The sequence below is a fragment of the Nitratireductor sp. GCM10026969 genome (genome assembly GCF_042660605.1).
In the GTDB taxonomy this organism is placed as follows: Bacteria; Pseudomonadota; Alphaproteobacteria; order Rhizobiales; family Rhizobiaceae; genus Chelativorans.
Window position 1 is genome coordinate 1 of sequence record NZ_JBHSUM010000082.1, and the last position, 18627, is coordinate 18627.

The 18627-nt window shown below is 65.6% G+C and carries 20 protein-coding genes; 15 read left to right on the plus strand and 5 right to left on the minus strand.

The window, feature by feature from the left end; genetic code table 11:
• The 4 genes from ACFP9U_RS15925 to ACFP9U_RS15940 form a co-directional block, all read left to right on the plus strand.
• Window positions 1-1094: transketolase-like TK C-terminal-containing protein (locus ACFP9U_RS15925; protein WP_378622896.1), on the plus strand; the 1094-nt coding region annotated here is incomplete at its 5' end.
• Complete coding sequence (locus ACFP9U_RS15930) at window positions 1094-2104, plus strand: class 1 fructose-bisphosphatase (protein WP_378622897.1); 1011 nt, start codon at window positions 1094-1096, stop codon at window positions 2102-2104. The genes ACFP9U_RS15925 and ACFP9U_RS15930, both read left to right, overlap by 1 nt.
• A 12-nt stretch (window positions 2105-2116) precedes the next feature.
• The gene (gene fba / locus ACFP9U_RS15935; protein WP_378622899.1) at window positions 2117-3148 is read left to right on the plus strand and encodes a class II fructose-bisphosphate aldolase; all 1032 of its coding nucleotides are present in this window, start codon (window positions 2117-2119) and stop codon (window positions 3146-3148) included.
• A 56-nt stretch (window positions 3149-3204) separates the two neighbouring features.
• Window positions 3205-3390 carry a hypothetical protein gene (locus tag ACFP9U_RS15940; RefSeq protein WP_261522692.1) on the plus strand — a complete coding sequence of 62 codons (186 nt, stop codon included), beginning with the start codon at window positions 3205-3207 and terminating at the stop codon, window positions 3388-3390.
• A 28-nt stretch (window positions 3391-3418) separates the two neighbouring features.
• Here ACFP9U_RS15940 and ACFP9U_RS15945 read toward each other — a convergent pair whose 3' ends face one another.
• From ACFP9U_RS15945 to ACFP9U_RS15960, 4 genes are all read right to left on the minus strand, one after another.
• Window positions 3419-4279, minus strand: coding sequence for an amidohydrolase family protein (locus tag ACFP9U_RS15945; protein WP_378622901.1), 861 nt, complete (start codon window positions 4277-4279; stop codon window positions 3419-3421).
• Window positions 4276-5418: a mandelate racemase/muconate lactonizing enzyme family protein gene (locus ACFP9U_RS15950; RefSeq protein WP_378622902.1), complete on the minus strand. Its 1143-nt coding sequence runs from the start codon at window positions 5416-5418 to the stop codon at window positions 4276-4278. The genes ACFP9U_RS15945 and ACFP9U_RS15950 overlap by 4 nt, the downstream gene beginning before the upstream one ends.
• On the minus strand, window positions 5415-6320 hold the full coding sequence (kdgD, locus tag ACFP9U_RS15955) for a 5-dehydro-4-deoxyglucarate dehydratase (RefSeq protein WP_378622904.1): 906 nt from the start codon (window positions 6318-6320) through the stop codon (window positions 5415-5417). The genes ACFP9U_RS15950 and kdgD overlap by 4 nt, the downstream gene beginning before the upstream one ends.
• A 71-nt stretch (window positions 6321-6391) precedes the next feature.
• On the minus strand, window positions 6392-7162 hold the full coding sequence (locus ACFP9U_RS15960) for a FadR/GntR family transcriptional regulator (RefSeq protein WP_378622905.1): 771 nt from the start codon (window positions 7160-7162) through the stop codon (window positions 6392-6394).
• 153 nt (window positions 7163-7315) lie between these two features.
• Here ACFP9U_RS15960 and ACFP9U_RS15965 point away from each other — a divergent pair, with 153 nt between their 5' ends.
• The 5 genes from ACFP9U_RS15965 to kduD all read left to right on the plus strand — a co-directional run bounded on the left by ACFP9U_RS15965 (window position 7316) and on the right by kduD (window position 11844).
• Window positions 7316-8296 (plus strand): TRAP transporter substrate-binding protein, encoded by a 981-nt coding sequence (locus tag ACFP9U_RS15965; RefSeq protein WP_378622907.1) that lies wholly within the window; start codon window positions 7316-7318, stop codon window positions 8294-8296.
• Between the two features lie 59 nt (window positions 8297-8355).
• On the plus strand, window positions 8356-8877 hold the full coding sequence (locus ACFP9U_RS15970; RefSeq protein WP_378622910.1) for a TRAP transporter small permease: 522 nt from the start codon (window positions 8356-8358) through the stop codon (window positions 8875-8877).
• Window positions 8878-8895: 18 nt separating this feature from the next.
• Window positions 8896-10173, plus strand: a complete 1278-nt coding sequence (locus ACFP9U_RS15975) for a TRAP transporter large permease (protein WP_378622912.1) — start codon at window positions 8896-8898, stop codon at window positions 10171-10173.
• 8 nt (window positions 10174-10181) lie between these two features.
• Window positions 10182-10976, plus strand: coding sequence for an NAD-dependent epimerase/dehydratase family protein (locus ACFP9U_RS15980; protein WP_378622914.1), 795 nt, complete (start codon window positions 10182-10184; stop codon window positions 10974-10976).
• Window positions 10977-11088: 112 nt separating this feature from the next.
• Window positions 11089-11844, plus strand: a complete 756-nt coding sequence (gene kduD, locus ACFP9U_RS15985; RefSeq protein WP_378622932.1) for a 2-dehydro-3-deoxy-D-gluconate 5-dehydrogenase KduD — start codon at window positions 11089-11091, stop codon at window positions 11842-11844.
• Between the two features lie 24 nt (window positions 11845-11868).
• Here kduD and ACFP9U_RS15990 read toward each other — a convergent pair whose 3' ends face one another.
• Complete coding sequence (locus tag ACFP9U_RS15990) at window positions 11869-12936, minus strand: LacI family DNA-binding transcriptional regulator (RefSeq protein WP_378622917.1); 1068 nt, start codon at window positions 12934-12936, stop codon at window positions 11869-11871.
• Between the two features lie 175 nt (window positions 12937-13111).
• Between ACFP9U_RS15990 and ACFP9U_RS15995 the strand changes: the two genes are divergently transcribed.
• The 6 genes from ACFP9U_RS15995 to ACFP9U_RS16020 form a co-directional block, all read left to right on the plus strand.
• Window positions 13112-14146, plus strand: coding sequence for a TRAP transporter substrate-binding protein (locus tag ACFP9U_RS15995; protein WP_378622918.1), 1035 nt, complete (start codon window positions 13112-13114; stop codon window positions 14144-14146).
• Window positions 14147-14165: 19 nt separating this feature from the next.
• Complete coding sequence (locus tag ACFP9U_RS16000; RefSeq protein WP_378622920.1) at window positions 14166-14684, plus strand: TRAP transporter small permease; 519 nt, start codon at window positions 14166-14168, stop codon at window positions 14682-14684.
• A complete protein-coding gene (locus ACFP9U_RS16005) occupies window positions 14681-15958 on the plus strand; it encodes a TRAP transporter large permease (protein WP_378622923.1) in 1278 nt (425 codons plus the stop codon). The genes ACFP9U_RS16000 and ACFP9U_RS16005 overlap by 4 nt, the downstream gene beginning before the upstream one ends.
• Before the next feature lie 8 nt (window positions 15959-15966).
• Complete coding sequence (locus ACFP9U_RS16010) at window positions 15967-16506, plus strand: VOC family protein (RefSeq protein ID WP_378622925.1); 540 nt, start codon at window positions 15967-15969, stop codon at window positions 16504-16506.
• A 7-nt stretch (window positions 16507-16513) separates the two neighbouring features.
• Entirely contained in the window at window positions 16514-17788 is a 1275-nt protein-coding gene (locus ACFP9U_RS16015; protein ID WP_378622927.1) for a ribulose-bisphosphate carboxylase large subunit family protein, read from the plus strand.
• A gap of 2 nt (window positions 17789-17790) precedes the next feature.
• Window positions 17791-18627: four-carbon acid sugar kinase family protein (locus tag ACFP9U_RS16020; protein WP_378622930.1), on the plus strand; the 837-nt coding region annotated here is incomplete at its 3' end.

Consider the following 18627-nt stretch of genomic DNA (forward strand, 5'->3'; position numbering starts at 1 on the left):
GTCGTGGTGCCGCGGCACGCGCGGCCTGGGAAGACCGGCTGGCCGCGCTCGATGCCGGCCGCCGCGCCGAATTCGAGCGCAGGCTGAAAGGTGAAATGCCCGAAGGGTTCGATGCGGCCATTGCTGCGGCCAAGACCCGGCTCTTCGCCGAGCCGCAGAAGGTGGCAACGCGGAAGGCCAGCCAGATGGCGCTGGAAACGCTCGCCGAAATCTGCCCGGAGATGATCGGCGGTTCGGCCGATCTCACGGGCTCCAACCTCACGCGCGTTTCGGCGACTGCGACCGACTTCCAGGCCGATACGCCCGACGGACGCTACATCTCCTATGGCGTGCGGGAATTCGGCATGGCCGCCGCCATGAACGGCATGAGCGTGCACGGCGGCATCATTCCCTATGGCGGGACGTTCCTCGTCTTCTCCGACTATGCCCGCAATGCGATACGGCTTTCCGCGCTGATGGAGGTGGGCACCATCTTCGTCATGACGCACGACAGCATCGGGCTCGGCGAGGACGGCCCGACCCACCAGCCGATCGAGCATCTGGCGAGCCTGCGCGCCATGCCCAACCTCAACGTCTTCCGGCCGGCCGATGCCGTGGAGACGCTCGAGTGCTGGGAGCTTGCGGTGCGCAACCGCAGAGCGCCGTCGCTGCTTGCCCTCTCGCGCCAGGGCGTGCCGCAACTGCGCAGCGACGGCGCCGAAAATCTCTGTGCCCGCGGCGCCTATGTGCTGCGCGAGGCCGAGGGCGCCCGCGACGTCACCATTCTCGCCACGGGAACGGAAGTCGCGCTGGCGATGGAAGCAGCGGACACGCTCGGCGTGCAAGGCGTTAAGGCGGCGGTGGTCTCCATGCCCTGCTGGGAGTTGTTCGACGCGCAGCCCGCCGAATACCGCGCGCGCGTCCTCGGCCTGGCACCGCGCGTCGCGGTGGAGGCGGCAAGCAGGTTCGGGTGGACCCGCTACGTCGCATCCGAAGAGGATGTCATCGGGCTCGATCACTTCGGGGCATCCGCCCCGGCCGCAGTCCTTTACGAGAAGTTCGGCATTACCACCGATGCCGTCGTCACGCGGGCGCTCGCGCTGGTGGAGGGTTGATGCCGATGGCCCATGCCGCGGCTCTCGAACTGGCCGGCGACCGGCCCGTTTCCGCGCCGTCCCTTTCGCGGTTTCTCTCCGAATGGGCCGGAGCGGATGACCGCCGCCGCGCACTTGCAGGTCTCGTTTCGACCATCGCCGAGGCGGCCATGCCGCTGGCTCTGCGTCTGGCCATGGCACGGCTTCCGGGTGATCCGGCCGCGCCGGTTGCGAAGAACGTGAGCGGGGACGTCCAGAAGGCGCTCGACCTCGCCGCGCACGAGCACATCCTGGATGCCCTGTGCAAGGCGCCGGTCGCCCGGGTGGTTTCGGAGGAGGCCGGCGAGCCGATCCTTCTGGACGAAGCCGGTCTGCTCGACGTGGCCATCGACCCGATCGACGGCTCGGGCAGCATCGGCACGGGAGCACCGCTCGGCCTCCTCTTTGCCGTCTTCCCGAAGGGGAAGAGCTTTCTCCGGCCGGGCCGCGATATCCTGGCCGCCGGCTACGTTTCCTTCGGGCATAGCGTCGATCTCGGCTTCAGCCTGGGCGAGGGCGTGTTCCTTGCAACTCTCGATCCTCGGGACGGGCTGTTCCGGATTGCCGGCCGGGCGCCGGACCTTCTCGAAAAGACCCGGACGATCGCATTCAACGCCTCGAATCACCGCCACTTCCCGCCCGGATTGCGGCGCTACATCGACGATTGTCTGGCCGGTCGCGAAGGTCCGCGCGGCGAGGACGTCAATATGCGCTGGATCGCGGCGGCGGTCGGAGATCTCCACCGCATTCTGTTGAACGGCGGGCTATTCCTTTATCCGGCCGATGCCCGCCCGGGATACGGAAAGGGGCACTTGCGCCTCCTCTACGAGGCCTTTCCGATAGCCTTCCTGATCGAGCAGGCGGGCGGCGCCGCGACGGACGGGTACGGTCCCATTCTCGCCCGGACGCCTGCCGATATCCACGAAAAGACCGCGCTCGTCTTCGGCTCCGCAGCCGAGGTCGCAACTGTCCAAAGCTACCTGAACGCCTAAGGAGGATTGCCAATGGCCCGCATCACCCTGCGCCAGCTTCTCGACCATGCCGCCGAAAACGACTACGGCGTGCCGGCTTTCAACATCAGCAATATGGAACAGGGCCTGGCCATCATGGCCGCCGCCGACAGGGCCGGCGCCCCGGTCATCCTGCAGATGAGCCGCGGCGCGCGCGCCTATGCCAACGACATCGTCCTGTCGCGGCTCATCGACGGGCTGGTCGAGCTTTATCCCCACATCCCGGTCTGCGTGCATCTCGACCACGGCAACAACTTGGCCACCTGCGTCACGGCCATCCAGCACGGCTTCACCTCCGTCATGATGGACGGCTCCCTCAAGGAGGACGGCAAGACGCCCGCTGATTACGCATACAATGCCGGCATCACAGCCCGCGTCGTGGAGATCGCTCACGCGGCGGGCGTGTCCGTGGAGGGTGAGTTGGGCGTTCTGGGATCGCTCGAGACAGGCATGGGGGATCAGGAAGACGGCCACGGCGCGACCGGCAAGCTGTCCCATGATCAGCTTCTCACCGATCCCGAGGAAGCGGAGCGCTTCGTCGCCGACACGGGCGTAGACGCCCTGGCGGTGGCGATGGGCACGAGCCACGGCGCTTACAAGTTCAGCCGCAAGCCCGACGGCGAAGTTCTCGCCATGGGCGTGATCGAGGAGATCCATAGGCGGCTGCCCGACACCCATCTCGTCATGCACGGATCTTCGTCGGTGCCGCAGGAGCTTTGCGAAACCATCAATGCCCATGGCGGCGAGATCAGGCCGACCTGGGGCGTTCCGATGGAGGAGATCAAGCGCGGCATCCGCCACGGCGTGCGCAAGATCAACATCGATACCGATATCCGCCTCGCCATCACCGCCGCCATCCGCCGCACCCTCGCAGAGGCACCCGGCGAATTCGACCCGCGCAAGTATCTGGCACCGGCCAGGGACGCGGTAACGGTCTTGTGCATGGAAAAATTCGAGGGCTTCGGGACCGCCGGCCAAGCCGACAAGATCAGAGCGGTCCCGCTGCGCGAAATGGCGAAGCGATAGGGAACGCATTTCATTCGAAGCCGTTCGATCCCGCGCGGAGACGAGGAGCAGCGGCGATGACGAAGCGGTTTGCGGTTCGCGAGACGGGCGACGACCGGTGGAAGGTGGTCTACACCTCCACCGGAACCGTCGTTACTCTGGAGGGAAGCCCTCTCGACGACCTCGACAGGCACAGGGCGGAAGAGTGTGCGGGGCTCCTTGAAGCCGGCGAGCTTGTACCGGACCCCTCCGAGGGCCCCTGAAAGGCAACGCAGGGGCGTTTTCGCGCGTCTACTTGGCGAACCCGAAGAGCTCGGCGGGATTGTCGACGAGCACCCGGCGGTGGTATGCTTGCGGCACCCAGCCGAGCACGGTGTCGAGAAGGGCCGCGTCGTCGGGATAGTCCTCGGTGCGCTTGATGAGATTGTGCGGCCAGTTCGTGCCCCAGATGATGCGCTCGGGCGCATGCGCCGCCATGTGGCGCGCCACGTCGGCGATATCGTCGTAGTCCGGCGGCCCCGCACGCGAAGATTCGTAGCAGCCGGCGAACTTGAACCAGCAATTGCCGCCGTCGATCAGCCGCTTCAGGGTGTCGATCTCCGGCGACTGCGGCGTGGCCCCGCTTGAAAGAAACTTCCCATGGTGGTCGATGATAGTGCGGCTTCGCAGCCGTTCGAGCCGTGGCGCATGTTCCGGAAGCATATTGCCGTCGAACTGGACGGCGATGCACCAGCCGAAGGCGTGTGCCCGCGCATCGACCGCTTCCACTGCCTCCAGCCCGACCGCACCGCCCGGCAGGTCCATGATGCGTGCGCCGCGCACGCCTGCCGCGTGCAGCGCCTCCATCTCCCTGTCGGTCGTCTCGCCCGTAATGGCGGCGACGCCGCGGGCAACGGGGCCCATTGCGCGGAGGCAGGCCAGGAGATTGGCGTTGTCCGCCTGATGCGCGTTGCCTTGGGTGATGACCACGCGCTCGATGCCGAGCCACGCCATCACCTGCCGGTAGTCGTCCGGCCCGGGCAGCCCTTCGGGAAGGGCCGGCGCGCTGGGCTTGGCGGGAAAGCCCGACAGATACATGTGCATCTGCGTATCCGTGGCACCGGCCGGCATAGGCGTCCTGGGCTCTTCGCCCGAATATTTTCGCTCGATCACGCGTCGGCCTCTTTGAGGGCGAATTTTTCCAGTGCTGCCCGATCGATCTCGATGCCCAGCCCCGGCCCGTCGGGAATGCGCACGACGCCGTTCTCATGCTCGAGCGGCGTTTTGACCACGGCCTGGCGGAACGGATTGTCCGTGCGGTCGAATTCGAGGATCGGCTCGACGGGCCTTGGCCGCGGCGGGTTCGGGGCCTGTGCGGCGATGAATTGCAGGCTGGCGGCGATCTGGACGGCCGTCCCCCACACATGCGGTACCAGCCGGATGCCGTGGAGGGCGGCAAGATCGGCGATGCGGCGCATCTCCGTGAAACCGCCCGTGCCGCAGATGTCCGGCTGGACGATGTCGATGCAGCGGCTTTCGATCGGCCCGGCCATGCCGAAACGCCCATGCCAGGTCTCGCCTCCGGCGACGGGAAGCGGCTGGCCGGCCCGCACGGCCTGGTAGGCGCCGAGCTGCTCCGGCAGAACTGGTTCTTCGAGCCAGTCGACGCCGAAGCGCGCCGCGCCCTTGCCGAGCGCGATCGCTTCCAGGACGTCATAGCCGTGATTGGCGTCCACCATCAGCCGCATGTCCGGGCCGATGGTGCCCCGCACCGCTTCGATGACCGCGAGATCCTCCTCGACGCCGAAGCCGATCTTGATCTTCACCGCATGGAAGCCCTGGCGCCGATACTCTGTGACCTCGGCGACGGTGGCCGCGATACGGTCCTCGCCCACCGGCCGGAAGCAGCCGGTGGCGTAGGCCCGCACGCTTTCGCGGAAGCGCCCGCCGAGAAGAACGGAGACGGGTGCGCCGAAACGCTTGCCCTTGATGTCCCATAGCGCGATGTCGATTCCCGACAGCGCCGTCACCGTCAGCCCGCGCTGACCCTGGTCGCGCAGCAGATGATAAAGCTCCAGCCAGAGCTTTTCCGTCTCCAGCGGGTCGCGGCCGAGGAGGGCCTTTGCGTAGGCCTTGACGACCGCCGCATTGGGCAGGGCCGGGCCGAGGCACTCGCCCCAGCCCGTGGTGCCGTCCTCGCAGACGATCTCCACCAGGCAGTGCTGACGTCGGTCGAAGCGCATGGAGGCGCTTTCGAAGGCGCGACCGAGCCTGTGGTCGAGAATATGTGTGTGGACCTCGGCGATCTTCATGATCTGTGGGGCGCGATCAGCTTTTCGAGCATCGCCACCTCCTCCTCCGTCAGATCCGTCAGCGGCGCGCGCACCGGGCCGGCGTCGAAGCCGAGAACGCGCACGCCGGCCTTGATGGCCGAGACGGCATATCCGGCATTGCGGTCGCGGATTTTCATGAAAGGATAGAAGAATTCGTTGAGGATGCGCAACGTCACGTCACTCTCGCCGGCCCGCAGCGCGCGATAAAATTCCTGCGCCAGCGCCGGCACGAAATTGAAAACGGCCGAGGAGTAGGTGGTGAAGCCCGCCCCGAGATACGCCTCGGCAAAAAGCTCGGCCGTCGGCATGCCGCCGAGATAGGTCAGCCGGTCGCCCATGCGGGCGGTGACTTCGCGCACCAGAGCGATATCGCCCGAGCCGTCCTTGAAGCCGATGAGGTTGGGGCAGTTCTCGCACAGCCGCTCGAGCGTCTCGGGCTTCAGGATCGAGTTGTTGCGGTTGTAGACCATGATGCCGATCGAGACGGCGTCGCACACGGCCTTCACGTGCTGGTAAAGGCCTTCCTGGGGTGCGTCGATGAGATAGTGGGGCAGAAGCAGGAGCCCGTCGGCGCCGGCTTCCTCCGCCGCCTTGGCGATATCCACGGCCACGCGGGTTCCATAGCCGCAGCCGGCAACGATCGGGGTGTCGCCGGCTGCCTCCTTGGCTGCCTTGACGATCACCGGCACTTCCTCCGGGGACAGCGAGAAGAACTCTCCCGTGCCGCCGGCCGCGAAAAGGGCGGCCGCCTCGAAGCCGGACAGCCACGCGACATGTTCCTGATAGGGGCGGCGGTTGAACGCACCGCTTTCGTCGAACGCGGTCACGGGAAACGACAACAGGCCGGAGCCGAGCGCTGATTTGAGGGCGGTGGGGTCCATGATCTCCAGGCTTTCGCTGCACTAAGACAGCCGGGATCATACAACTCATCATACATCTGTCAACAGATGTACTATGTATTGCGCTCCGGCGCGCTTCCGCTCCGCAGCCGCGCTCGGTAGCGTTGCTGGCTTCCGATCAGGTGCGTGCGCATCGCATCACGGGCGGCTTGCTCGTCGCGCAGGGAGATGGCATCGGCGATCTGCCGGTGCTCGTCCTGGATCTTGAGGAGATAATCCTTCGGCGTCCGTATATCCGCCCCCGGGCGCAGCATGGCTCGCGGAATGGCGTCGAGACCGAGCAGTGCCAGAAACTCGCGGAAACGCGGATTGTTTGTGGCATCCGCAATGGCCAGGTGGAACGCCATATCGGCGTCGTGCGTGGGTTCTCCCGCGCCGATCAGCGTGTTGATGTCCTCGTAGCACTCGGCGATCGCCTCTTCCTGCGCGGGCGACCGTCTCGCTGCGGCGAGCGCGGCCGCCTCCATCTCCACTGCCGCGCGCAGCTCCAGGATCTCAATGATTGACGAGATCCGGGCGTAGTCGAGTTGTGAGAACGGCGCGGCGTTGGCCGGCTGGTTGTTGCGCACGAAGACGCCGGCACCCTGCCGCGCCTCGACGAGGTTCTCGTAGCGCAAGGTGGCGATGGCCTCGCGGACGACGGTGCGGCTTACCGAATATTGCCGTGTCAGTTCGGCCTCGCTGGGCAGCCGGTCCCCGATGTTGAGGCGGCCTTCCAGGATGCGCCGGCGCAGGTCGTTGCTGACGGTGGCGACGAGGCTCACGCGGCCGGAGCGCTGCCTTCCCGGGCCGGTCCATCGCGTCCGCACCGTTTCGCTGCTCATGTCTCGCATCCTTGTCCTGTCGTCCGGTGCCGCTCGGCAGAATCGGTGCGGCGATAGCGTGTGTCCGTCTTATCATCGTTGACGCTGTTTCCAAACATGTATTATAAGTGGTTTGGTCTATATGACAACAATCGGCGCAATGGGAGGAAACACATGAGGAACATTCTTTGCACCACCGCGCTTGCCGGCTCCTTCTTGCTGGCGCAGGTAGCGATTGCATCGGCGGCGGACTGGCGCGGCTGGAACATCCATCCGGAAGGCTATCCAAACAGCGTCGCGCTGGAGCAGTTCGCCGAGGAGGTGACCGAGAACACGGAAGGCCGGGTCAGCGCGACCGTCTACCACGGCGGCGTTCTCGGCGACCAGCCGGACGCCATCGAGCAGACGCGCAACGGGGCGCTCGATTTCGCGAATTTCAACATGGGGCCGATGGGGCCGATCGTTCCGGCCACCAATGTCCTGTCGCTGCCTTTCCTGTTCTCCGGCCTCGATCACATGCATGAGGTAATGGACGGCGAAATCGGCCAGCAATTCGCCGACGCTCTGGCCGAGAACGGCCTCATCGCCCTTTCCTGGTTCGATTCGGGCGCGCGCAGCTTCTACAACACCAAGCGTCCGATCGAGACGCCGGACGACCTCGATGGGCTGAAGCTCAGGGTCATGAACAATGATCTCTATGTGCAGATGGTGGACAAGATGGGCGGCAACGCCACGCCCATGGCCTATGGCGAGGTCTACCAGTCGCTGAAGACCGGCGTCATCGACGGCGCCGAGAACAACTATCCTTCCTTCGATTCGAGCAATCATTTCGAGGTGGCCAAGTTCTATTCGACCACCGAGCACCTGATCATCCCCGAGTGCATCTGCATCGCCAAGGCGAGCTGGGAGGCGCTGTCTGCGGAGGATCAGGAGATCGTGCGCGAGGCAGCCGTCCGGGCGGCCGAAACGCAACGTGAACTGTGGGCCGAGGGATCGGCGGAAAGCCGCAAGAGGGTCGAGGAGGCCGGGATCCAGATCAACGAGATCGCCGACAAGTCGGCCTTCCAGGCGGCCATGGAGCCCGTCTACGCCGCCTTCATCGAAGAAAATCCGGACCTCGAGCCGTTGATCCGGTCCATTCAGCAGAGCAACTGAGCCGGTAGCCAATGCGGGGCCGGGTTGCATTTCGGTCCCGCCTCACGGAGCATGGCGCGATGCTGAAGGACAACCGGCTCGAAGATCGGGAAAGCGGGCTGCCGGGCCTGGTGGAACGGTTTCTCGACCGTTTGGCGGACCTCTGCCACTGGTTCGCCGGCGTTCTTCTCGTTCTGCTGATCGGCATTTTCGGGTGGCTCGTCTACGGCCGGTATATTCTCAACGACACGCCGACCTGGGTCGAGCAGGCTTCACTCATCATCGTCGTCTACGTCACCTTTCTGGGGGCAGCGGTCGGCATCCGGCGCGATGCGCATTTGAGCATCGACTTCATCCGCGAGGCGATGCCGCCGCTCCCGCGCACCGTCCTGCGGCTCGTCAGCGACCTGGCCATGATCGCCTTCGGCTGCTTCATGGCCTGGCAGGGCTGGCATCTGGTGATGACCAACCTGCATCGCAAAATTCCACTGCTCGGCCTGACCGAAAGCTGGCGCGCCGCGCCGCTCGCCATCTGCGGCGTGCTGACGGTCCTCTTCGTGGCCGCTTCATTGTATCGCCGCTGGCGCACCCCCGGCCGCTGACCGCAGGAACGAAAATCGATGGGTCTTCTCCTTCTTCTCGGCACCTTCCTGGGCCTTATGGTCGCCGGTGTTCCGGTCGCCTTTGCCCTTGGCATCGCCACGGTGGCCGGATTTCTCTATGAAGGGCTGCCGCTCTTCGTTGCCTTTCAGCGGATCCTGTCGGGCATCTCGGTCTTCTCTCTGCTCGCCATCCCCTTCTTCATCTTCGCCGGAGAACTGATGCTGCAAGGCGGCATCGCCGCACGGCTCGTCCGCCTCGCAGCGGCGGCCGTCGGCGCGGTGCGCGGTGGTCTGGGGCTGGTCAACGTTGCCTCCTCGATGCTCTTTGGCGGCATTTCCGGCTCGGCGGTGGCCGACACTTCCGCGCTTGGCTCCATCCTAATGCCGGTGATGAAAGAGAAGGGTTACGATCCGGATTACAGCGTGAACGTCACCGTCACCTCGTCGCTGGCCGGGGTGGTCATTCCGCCCAGCCACAACATGATCCTTTATGCGGTGGCGGCGGGCGGCATATCCGTCTCCAAGCTCTTCATCGCCGGTATCGTGCCGGGAATCCTGATGTGCCTGTGCCTCGGCGTGGCCGCCTATCTGGTGGCGGTCAAGCGCGGCTACCGGTCCGAAACCTTTCCCGGCTGGGCGTTCCTGCTGACCAGCTTCGTTGTGGCCATCCCGGGCCTGCTGACGGCGATCATCATCGTCGGCGGCGTGCTGTCGGGCATCATGACCGTCACCGAATCCGGTGCCGTCGGGGCCATCTATGCAATCGTCGTGACGGCGCTGGTCTATCGCGAACTGACCTGGGAGAAGTTCAGGCAGGCGGTTCTGCGTGCCGTCATCACCACCTCGCTGGTGATGATCCTGGTCGGCTGCGCCTCCGCCTTCGCCTATCTCCTGGCGCTTTACCGCGTTCCCGAACTCCTCGCGGCGGGGCTCACCTTCGTCTCCGACAACCCGCTCGTCATCCTTCTCATGCTGAACATCATCCTCCTGGCCCTCGGCATGATCATGGACATGGCCGCGCTCATCCTCATCTGCACGCCCATCTTTCTGCCGGTCATGATCTCGATCGGCGTCGACCCGATCCAGTTCGGCATCATCATGATGATGAATCTCGGTCTCGGCCTGTGTACGCCGCCCGTGGGGGCTTGCCTGTTCGTCGGCTGCGTGGTGGGTGGGGTGAAGATCCAGGACGCGGTGCGCACGATCTGGCCGTTCTATACCGCCATCCTCGTCGCGCTGCTTCTGACGACGTATGTTCCCGCCATCTCGCTGACACTGCCCAACCTGATCGAATGAGCCTGAAAATGCTGAAGCGACTTCTCATCACCGGCGCCGGCGGCAATCTCGGCAAACTGGCGCGGCAAAGGCTTGCCGGTCTCGCCGAAACGCTGCGCCTTTCCGACATCGGCGATCTTGGCCCGGCCGCGGCGCACGAGGAATGCGTTCAATGCGACCTCGGCGACAAGGAGGCCGTCTATCGCCTGGTGGAGGGCTGTGACGGGATCGTCCATCTTGGAGGAAAGTCGGTCGAAGGGCCCTTCTCCGTCATCTCCAACGCCAACATCCACGGCACGTTTCACATTTACGAGGCGGCGCGCCGGGCCGGTTGCAACCGCATCTTTCTTGCAAGCTCGAACCACGTGATCGGCATGTACACCCAGGATCAGCATCTCGATCACGCGGCGATACCACGGCCCGACACGCTCTACGGCCTGTCCAAGCACTTCGCCGAGGGATTGGCGCGGATGTATTACGACCGCTTCGGCATGGAGACGGCGATCGTGCGCATCGGCTCGTGCTTTCCCAAGCCGAAGGACCGCCGCATGCTCGCCACCTGGCTGAGCCCGGACGATTTCGTCTCGCTGGTCGAGCGCGTCTTCGCCGTCCCGCGCCTGCGTTGCCCGACGCTCTACGGAATATCGGACAACGACGAGCGCTGGTGGGACAACAGCCACGCCGCCTATATCGGCTGGCGGCCCAAGGACAATTCGGCCGTCTACCGCGACGAGGTCGAGGCCGGCCCCGCGCCGGCGAAGGACGCACCCGAAGCAGTCTACCAGGGCGGCAAGTTCGTCGTCGAGCCGCTTCGCGACGATTGACGCCCACCGGCCGGTCGCCCGTTCCGGACAGGCGTTGCTCCAGCGTTATTCGGCAGGCGGCCGGGGCAATGTCGATTGCAGGACGTCATGGTGGTGGACAATGGAGATTGAGATGGGCCTGTTCGATCTTTCAGGACGTCGCGCACTGGTGACCGGCGCCAACACCGGCATCGGCCAGGCCATCGGGCTCGCTCTGGCTGAGGCGGGTGCGCATGTCGTCTGCGCCGGACGCTCTTCGATGGACGAGACCGTCGGGCGGATCCGCGCATCCGGCGGCAGCGCCGAGCCGTTTGTGCTCGACCTTGCCGACCCGGCGGCCGGCGCCCGGCATGTCGAGGAGGTCGCGCGGGCGGGGGAGGGGCTGGATATCCTGGTCAACAATGCCGGAATCATTCGGCGTGCCGAAGCGGTCGACTTCGCCGAGGCGGACTGGGACGACGTGATCGACATCAACCTCAAGGCCGTCTTCCTCTTGAGCCAGGCGTTCGCGCGGGCTGCCTTCGATCGCGGCGCGGGCGGGCGCATCGTCAACATCGCCTCGCTTCTATCCTTCCAGGGCGGAATACGGGTCTCCTCCTACACGGCGGCAAAGCACGGCGTTCTGGGCCTCACAAGGATTCTTGCCTGCGAGTGGGCGGCGAGCGGTCTGAACGTGAACGCCATCGCTCCGGGCTACATCGCCACCGCCAATACCAAGGCCCTGCGCGAGGACAAGCAGCGCTATCAGGCTATTCTCGACCGCATTCCCGCCGGACGCTGGGGCGAACCATCGGATTTGGGCGGGGCTGCCGTTTTCCTGGCCTCGGACGCCGCGCGCTACGTACACGGCGCGGTGCTGCCGGTCGATGGCGGCTGGCTGGCGCGTTGACGCCGGCCTGAACGCGCCGGCCTCTCATGACGGCCGGCGGACGCCGCGCGATGCCGGCCCGCCACCCACCGACTGGGCAGGGGGAAGGTTTTCGCGGAAGATGATGTCCATCTTGACGGGCGGCAGCGCGGCCGGATTCGCGATGTCGCCCCGCTGGAGATCCTCGAAGATGCGCAGCGCCGAAGCCAGGAGCACGTCGGGATCCGAGTTGATCACCGCATCGATGGTGCCTTCGATGAGAAGCCGGCGCGTGTCGCCCGTCAGGCCGTGGCCGATGAAGACGATGTCGCCGGACTTTCCCTTCTCGCGCAGCGCGCGCCCGATCCCGTCGGACGAGCCGCCGACATTGTAGATGCCGGCGAGATCCGCGTTCTGTTCCAGAAGGGACATGGCGTGGCGATAGTTCTCCTCGCGGTCGTCATGACCCTCGCGCATTCCGACCACCCGCAACCCCGGATACGTCTCTTCCAGGAGCCCCAGAAAGCCCATCTCACGCTCCGCGTGAGCCCGGTAGTTGCGGCTTCCCGCGACTAGCGCGACGCTGCCCGTTTGCGCCCGGCAGAACCGGCCGAGCAGGTATCCGGCAGTGCGTCCGGCGGCCTGGTTGTCGAGGCCCACATAGGCGTCGCGCAGCGAATGCTGCAGGTCGGAGATGATCGTCACGATGCGCCGCTCGGAGGCGGAGACTTCCTCGACCGCTTCGCGCACCAGCGGATGGTCTATGGCCATGAAGGCTATGCCGTCGGCCCAGGCGGCGTGATGCCGGATTGCGCCGGCGAGCGCCTTGGCGTCGAAGCTTTCGATGAAGAAGCACCGCACCTGCGCTTCGTCGCGCGACTTGGATTGCGCGATAGCCCGGACCCGGTCGCCGAGCAGCCGGAGATAGGGGTTCCCGCCCATCGGCAGCAGAAAGACGACATTCGGCGGACGCGGGCGCGAGAGCCGCGCATGTTCCGCCTCGCTGACATAGCCGAGGGCGAGCGCCGTATCGAGCACGCGCCGGACGGTGCGCGTCTTCACGCCCTTGCGCCGGTTGAGCACCCGGTCGACGGTGGCCAGAGAGACTTGTGCCGCCTCCGCGATGTCGCTCATGAGCGGCACCGGCGGACCGTTTCCTTGAGCTGATGACACCTCAAAAAACCTCATTCTTTCCGGTTTGACCAGAAGCATGAGAGTTCCTAGCTTTGTGTCAAGTAGGCAGCATGCTGGGAGAGATAAGACAAGGCAGCCGTCTACGGCACGTCAGAACAAATCATGGGAGGATCCGATGAACCGGACATCGACACACATCGCTTCGCCACGCATCAACCGCCGGTCGCCGCTCGCGCTCGGCCTCGGCGCAGGCGCGGCCGCCATGCTTCCAGGCCGCTCGCGCGCGCAGTCGCTGACGCTGCGTTACGGACACAACAACGAGCCGGCGAGCGTTGCCGGTGGGCAGGCGGATTGGTTCGCGGAGGCGGTGGCCAAGCACTCGGAGGGAGATCTGGCTGTCGAGGTCTTTCCCTCCTCGCAATTGGGCAAGCTGCAGGAGCTTGCCGAGGCCGTCTCGCTCGGCACCATCGCCTTGTCGCACAATACGGCGGGCGGGATCGGTTCCCTCTATGCGCCCTTCGCCGCTCTCGACACGCCATACCTCTACCGCGATGTCGATCATCTGATGAAGGTGATGGATGTCGGTTCGCCGGTGATGCAGGAACTGAATCAGGGACTGATCGAAGCGGCCAATGTGCGTGTCATCTACGCCCACTATTTCGGTCGCCGGCATCTCACCGCCAACAAGCCGGTCTATTCGCCCGCCGATCTCGCCGGCGAAAAGATTCGCGCCGTGCCCTTTCCCATCTACACGACGGCTGTCGAAGGCCTGGGCGCGGCGGCCGTTCCGGTAGACTGGTCGGAGGTGCCGACGGCACTCGCGACCGGTGTCGTCGCCGGCCAGGAGAACCCGGTGAACGTCATCCTCAACGTCAAGCTCTATGAGGTGCAGTCGCACCTCATGCTTACCGGTCATATGTCCAACGCCGAGGTCGTCGTCATGAACGAGGATGTATGGCAGGGTCTTTCGGACGCGCAGAAGGAAGCCGTTAGCGCGGCATCGGCCGAGATCCGCGAGCGCGCCACCAGCGCCATTCAGGACAATGAGGAAAAGGACACCCAGGCGCTGCGCGAGCAGGGCATGACGGTGATCGGCCCCGACGACGGCCTGGAGATCGAAGCCTTCCGCAGTTCGGTCCAGAAGCTCGTCCAGGAGCGTTTCGGCGACGAGTACGGCGCGCTTTACGAGAAGATCCGGGCTATCGGCTAAAGGCGGGTCGAGCGGGACGATGCCTATCGGGAACACCGTCACTGCGGCAGGCCGCCTGTTGGACACCGTTTCTCTGGCCTGCCGCACCGTTGCGATCCTCCTCCTGGCGCTGATGTTCGTGCTCGTCTTCGGCCAGGTGGTCGGGCGCAACGTGTTCGATCTCGGTATGCCCTGGGCGGACGAATTCGCGCGCTTCAGCGGCATCGGCGTCGTCTTTCTCTGCGTACCGCTATTGGCCCTGCGCGGACAGCATGTGGCGGTCGATCTGGTGCCGATGATGCTGCCCCGGCATCTGCGCCGCTACGCACACGCCTTCGTGGAGATCGCCGTGCTGGTCTTCTGCATGCTCACGCTCTACGGCTTCCAGTCGTTCCTCTCCCGGGCCGGAAAGTTCGCCACGCCGGCGATCGGCATGCCGAACTGGCTGTTCTACGCACCCGCCCTCCTGTCGTTCGTCCTTCTTTTGCTCGTGGCGGTCGTCCGTCTTGCCGGGATTTTCAGTGACCCAGCCTCCGGGAAGGACGGTGCGCCGTCATGAGCCTCATCCTGCTTGCCCTCTTCGCCGTGACACTCGCGCTCGGCGCTCCCGTTGCCGTCTCGCTCGGGCTTTCCTCGGCGCTGGTGATGATCGTCTATGGGTTGCCGGTCAACGTGCTTGCGCAGCGCGCCGTCAACGCGCTGGATTCGACGCCGCTTCTCGCCGTCCCGCTGTTCATCCTCGCGGCAAGTCTGCTCAATGCGATGGGGGTGACGACGCATATCTTCGATCTTGTGCGCCTCATCGTCGGCCGGATTCGCGGCGCGGTGGCGCAGGTGTCGATCCTCGTCAGCCTGATCTTCTCCGGTGTTTCCGGGGCCGCACTCGCCGATATCGGCGCGCTGGGCAAGATCCAGATCGACCAGATGACCGGCCAGGGCTACGACAGGAAGTTCGCCGCCGGCATCACCATCGCCTCCGCCACGGTCGGGCCGATCTTTCCGCCGTCGATCCCGATCATCATCTACGCAAGCGTTGCCAACGTCTCGGCCATCCAGCTCCTGATCGCGGGCATCATTCCGGCAGTCCTGATCACGCTCTTCCTGATGGTTCAGGTGGCTGTGATCGCCCGCCTCTACGATCTCCCCCGTGACACCGTCAGCCCTTCCCTGCGGGCGGTGGCCAAGAAGGCGCTGGTCTCCTTTCCCGCGCTTTTGACTCCGGTGCTTCTGATCGGCGGTCTCCTGAGCGGTTTCTTCGGCCCCACCGAGGTGGCCGGCGTCACGGTGGCCTATGCGCTCCTGATCGGCTTCGCGGTTTACCGGACCCTGACCTTGCGGGCGGTCTGGAAAAGCCTGCGCGAGACAGTGGAGGCGACCGCCAGCATCCTCTTCATCGTGTCGACCGCCGCCGTCTTCGCCTGGGTGCTCACCCTCGACCGGGTTCCGGCCAAGGCGGGGGCCTTGCTGCTCGGCCTTTCCGACGATCCCTTCGTCCTGCTGCTTCTGGTCAATCTTCTCTTGATCGTCGTTGGCATGGTGCTGGAATCGATCGCCGCCATCTTGATCATCGCGCCGATCGTCGCCCCCGCCCTTCACGCGGCGGGGGTGGATCCCTTGCAACTCGGCATCGTCTTCGTTCTCAACCTGATGATCGGCCTGCTCACCCCGCCGATCGGCATGAGCCTCTACATGGTCTCCATCGTCGCCAGAATGCCCGTTCACGCGGTCATCCGCGGCGTGCTGCCGTTTCTTCTGCCGCTGCTGCTTTCATTGCTCGTCGTCACCGCGGTTCCGGCGGTCTCGACGTGGCTCCCCAAACTCGTCATGCAATAGGTTTCAATATGAGCAGATTTCTGGGTGCGATCCGCCAGCTCGGCTATGTGGTGGACGACATCGAAGCCGCCATGGCCCACTGGCATTCCGTCATGGGCGTCGGCCCGTGGTTCTACAATCCCAAGGTGCCGATCGAGGACTACCGCTATGACGGCCAGCCCTACGATGTCCACAATGCGGTCGCCCTCGCCAACAGCGGTCCCCTCCAGGTCGAACTGATCGAGATACGCAACGACGCGCCCTCCATGTATCGCGATTTCCTCCGCGCCGGCCACAGCGGCCTTCAGCACGTGGCCTACTGGACACAGGCCTACGATGCCGACCTTGCACGCATGGAGGCGGAAGGCTTTCGCCAGAAGATGAGCGGGAAGGTCGGCGCCAACGGCCGCTTCGTCTATTTCGACCGCGAGGCCCATCCCGGCACCGTGATCGAACTTTCCGAGGTCGTCGGCCCCAAGGGCAGGCTGTTCGACATCATCCGCGCCGCCGCGGAAGAGTGGGACGGCTCGGATCCCGTTCGCCCCTTCCCGGACCTTTCACGACTGTGAGGCGCGCATGAAGGCGGAGACCATCGAGGCGCAGTACATCGTCGAAACGCCGCTCGATCCTCGAGAGGTAGCGGCGGTGATGGCCGGTGAGCAGAGCAGCGGGACCTTCGTCCGGGTTGCCGGCGAAACCGATGCACTGCGCGCGCGGGCGGCGGCGGAGGTCGTGTCGGTTACGGAACTCGCGCCCCGGGAGGCTCCCAGTCTCGAGAGTGCTTATCTTGAACGCAAGGGCGCCGGCGGGCCTTACAGGCGTGCACGGGTGACGATCGCCTTCCCGACCGCCAATATGGGTGCCAACCTGCCCACCCTTGCCGCGACGCTCGCCGGCAATCTCTACGACCTCGGAGAGGTGACCGGCCTCAGGCTGGTCGATGTCGCGCTCCCACAGGCTTTCCGAATCCGCTTCGAGCGGCCGCGCCTCGGCGTGGCGGGGACGCGCCGGCAGCTTGCCATCGAGAACAGACCTCTCTTCGGCACCATCATCAAGCCCAATGTCGGCATGCGCGCCGAGGAGATCGCCGAACTCGTGGACCTTCTTTGCGCGGCGGGTGTCGACTTCATCAAGGATGACGAGATTTGCGCCGATCCGGACCACGCCCCCCTTGCCGAGCGGGTGCCGGCGGTGATGCGCCGGGTTCGCAAGCACCGCGAGCGCACCGGCCGCGACGTCATGGTGGCCTTCAACATCACCGACGAGACCGACGCCATGCGCCGGCATGCCGATCTTGTCGAAGCCGAGGGCGGGTCCTGCGTCATGGCGAGCCTCAACTGGTGCGGCCTGTCGGCGCTCCAGACCCTCCGGCGCGCGACGCCGCTCGCCATCCACGGCCATCGGAACGGCTTCGGTGCCTTTTCGCGCCATCCGGCGCTCGGCATCGGCTTCGGCGCCTATCAGGCGCTCTATCGGCTCGCCGGCATCGATCATATGCATGTCCACGGGATCGGCGGCAAGTTCTCGGATCCAGCCGAGGAGGTGGCGTCCGCCGCCCGCCGCTGCCTGCAGCCGCTCGCTGCCGATGCGCCGGACGAGAAGGATGCGGTTCTGCCCGTCTTCTCTTCCGGACAGTGGGCGGGGACAATGCCTGCGACCCGCGAAGCGGTCGGGTCGGCCGACTTCATGTTTCTGGCGGGCGGCGGCATCCTGGCTCATCCGGATGGTCCGGCGGCCGGTGTGAAGAGCCTGCGCCAGGCCTACGAGGCCATCGCCTCCGGCGTGCCGCTCGAGGCGGCGGCGAAGCGCCTGCCGGAACTGAAGGCAGCCCTCGGTTTCTTCGGGAAATGAACATGGGCGCGGGCGTCGACTACCTCTTCATCGGCGACGATTTCACCGGCGCCTCCGACACTCTGGCGACGCTCGCGCGGACCGGACGACGCGTCCGCCTGTTCCTCGAGCCGCCGGATCCGGCAGGGATTGCCGACGAGAGTTTCGATGCGATCGGCATCGCCACCGAGCTTCGCTCGCTGCCTGCCGCCGCCGTCACGGCAAGGATCGAGGCGATGACGCCTGTGTTGAAGGCACTCGCCCCGCGCGTCGTCCATTACAAGGTCTGCTCGACCTTCGATTCCTCCCCCGAAACCGGCAGCATAGGGGCCGCGTTGGCTGCCCTGGAACGCGATCTCGCGCCGGTGCTTCTGGCGGTGGTCGGCGGACAGCCGAGCCTTGGCCGCTACTGCGCGTTCGGCAATCTGTTCGCGCGCGGCGTGGACGGCAACGTGCATCGCATCGACCGCCATCCGGTGATGCGCAACCATCCGATCACGCCGATGACGGAAGCCGATCTGCGTGTCCACCTGGCGCGACAGGGGCTCGATCCACTGCGCCTCATATCACGCCCCGAGATCACGGAAGGCGCGCCGAGCCTGCGCGAGCGGCTTGCCGATCTGATCCGCGGCGGCGAGCGCCGGCTTCTGTTCGACGCCTGCGATCAGACCGATATCGAGACGATAGGCGCGGTGCTTGGTGGCCCAAGGGGTGAAGCACGCCCATTGCTGGCCGTCGGCGCCAGCAGCGTTGCCGAGGCGCTCGGTGGCGGCCTTCGCTCCGGCGACGGGGACCGCCCGGCACGCGATGAAAGGAAGGCGGGACCTTGTCTCGTCGTGGCCGGCAGCCGCTCGGACGTC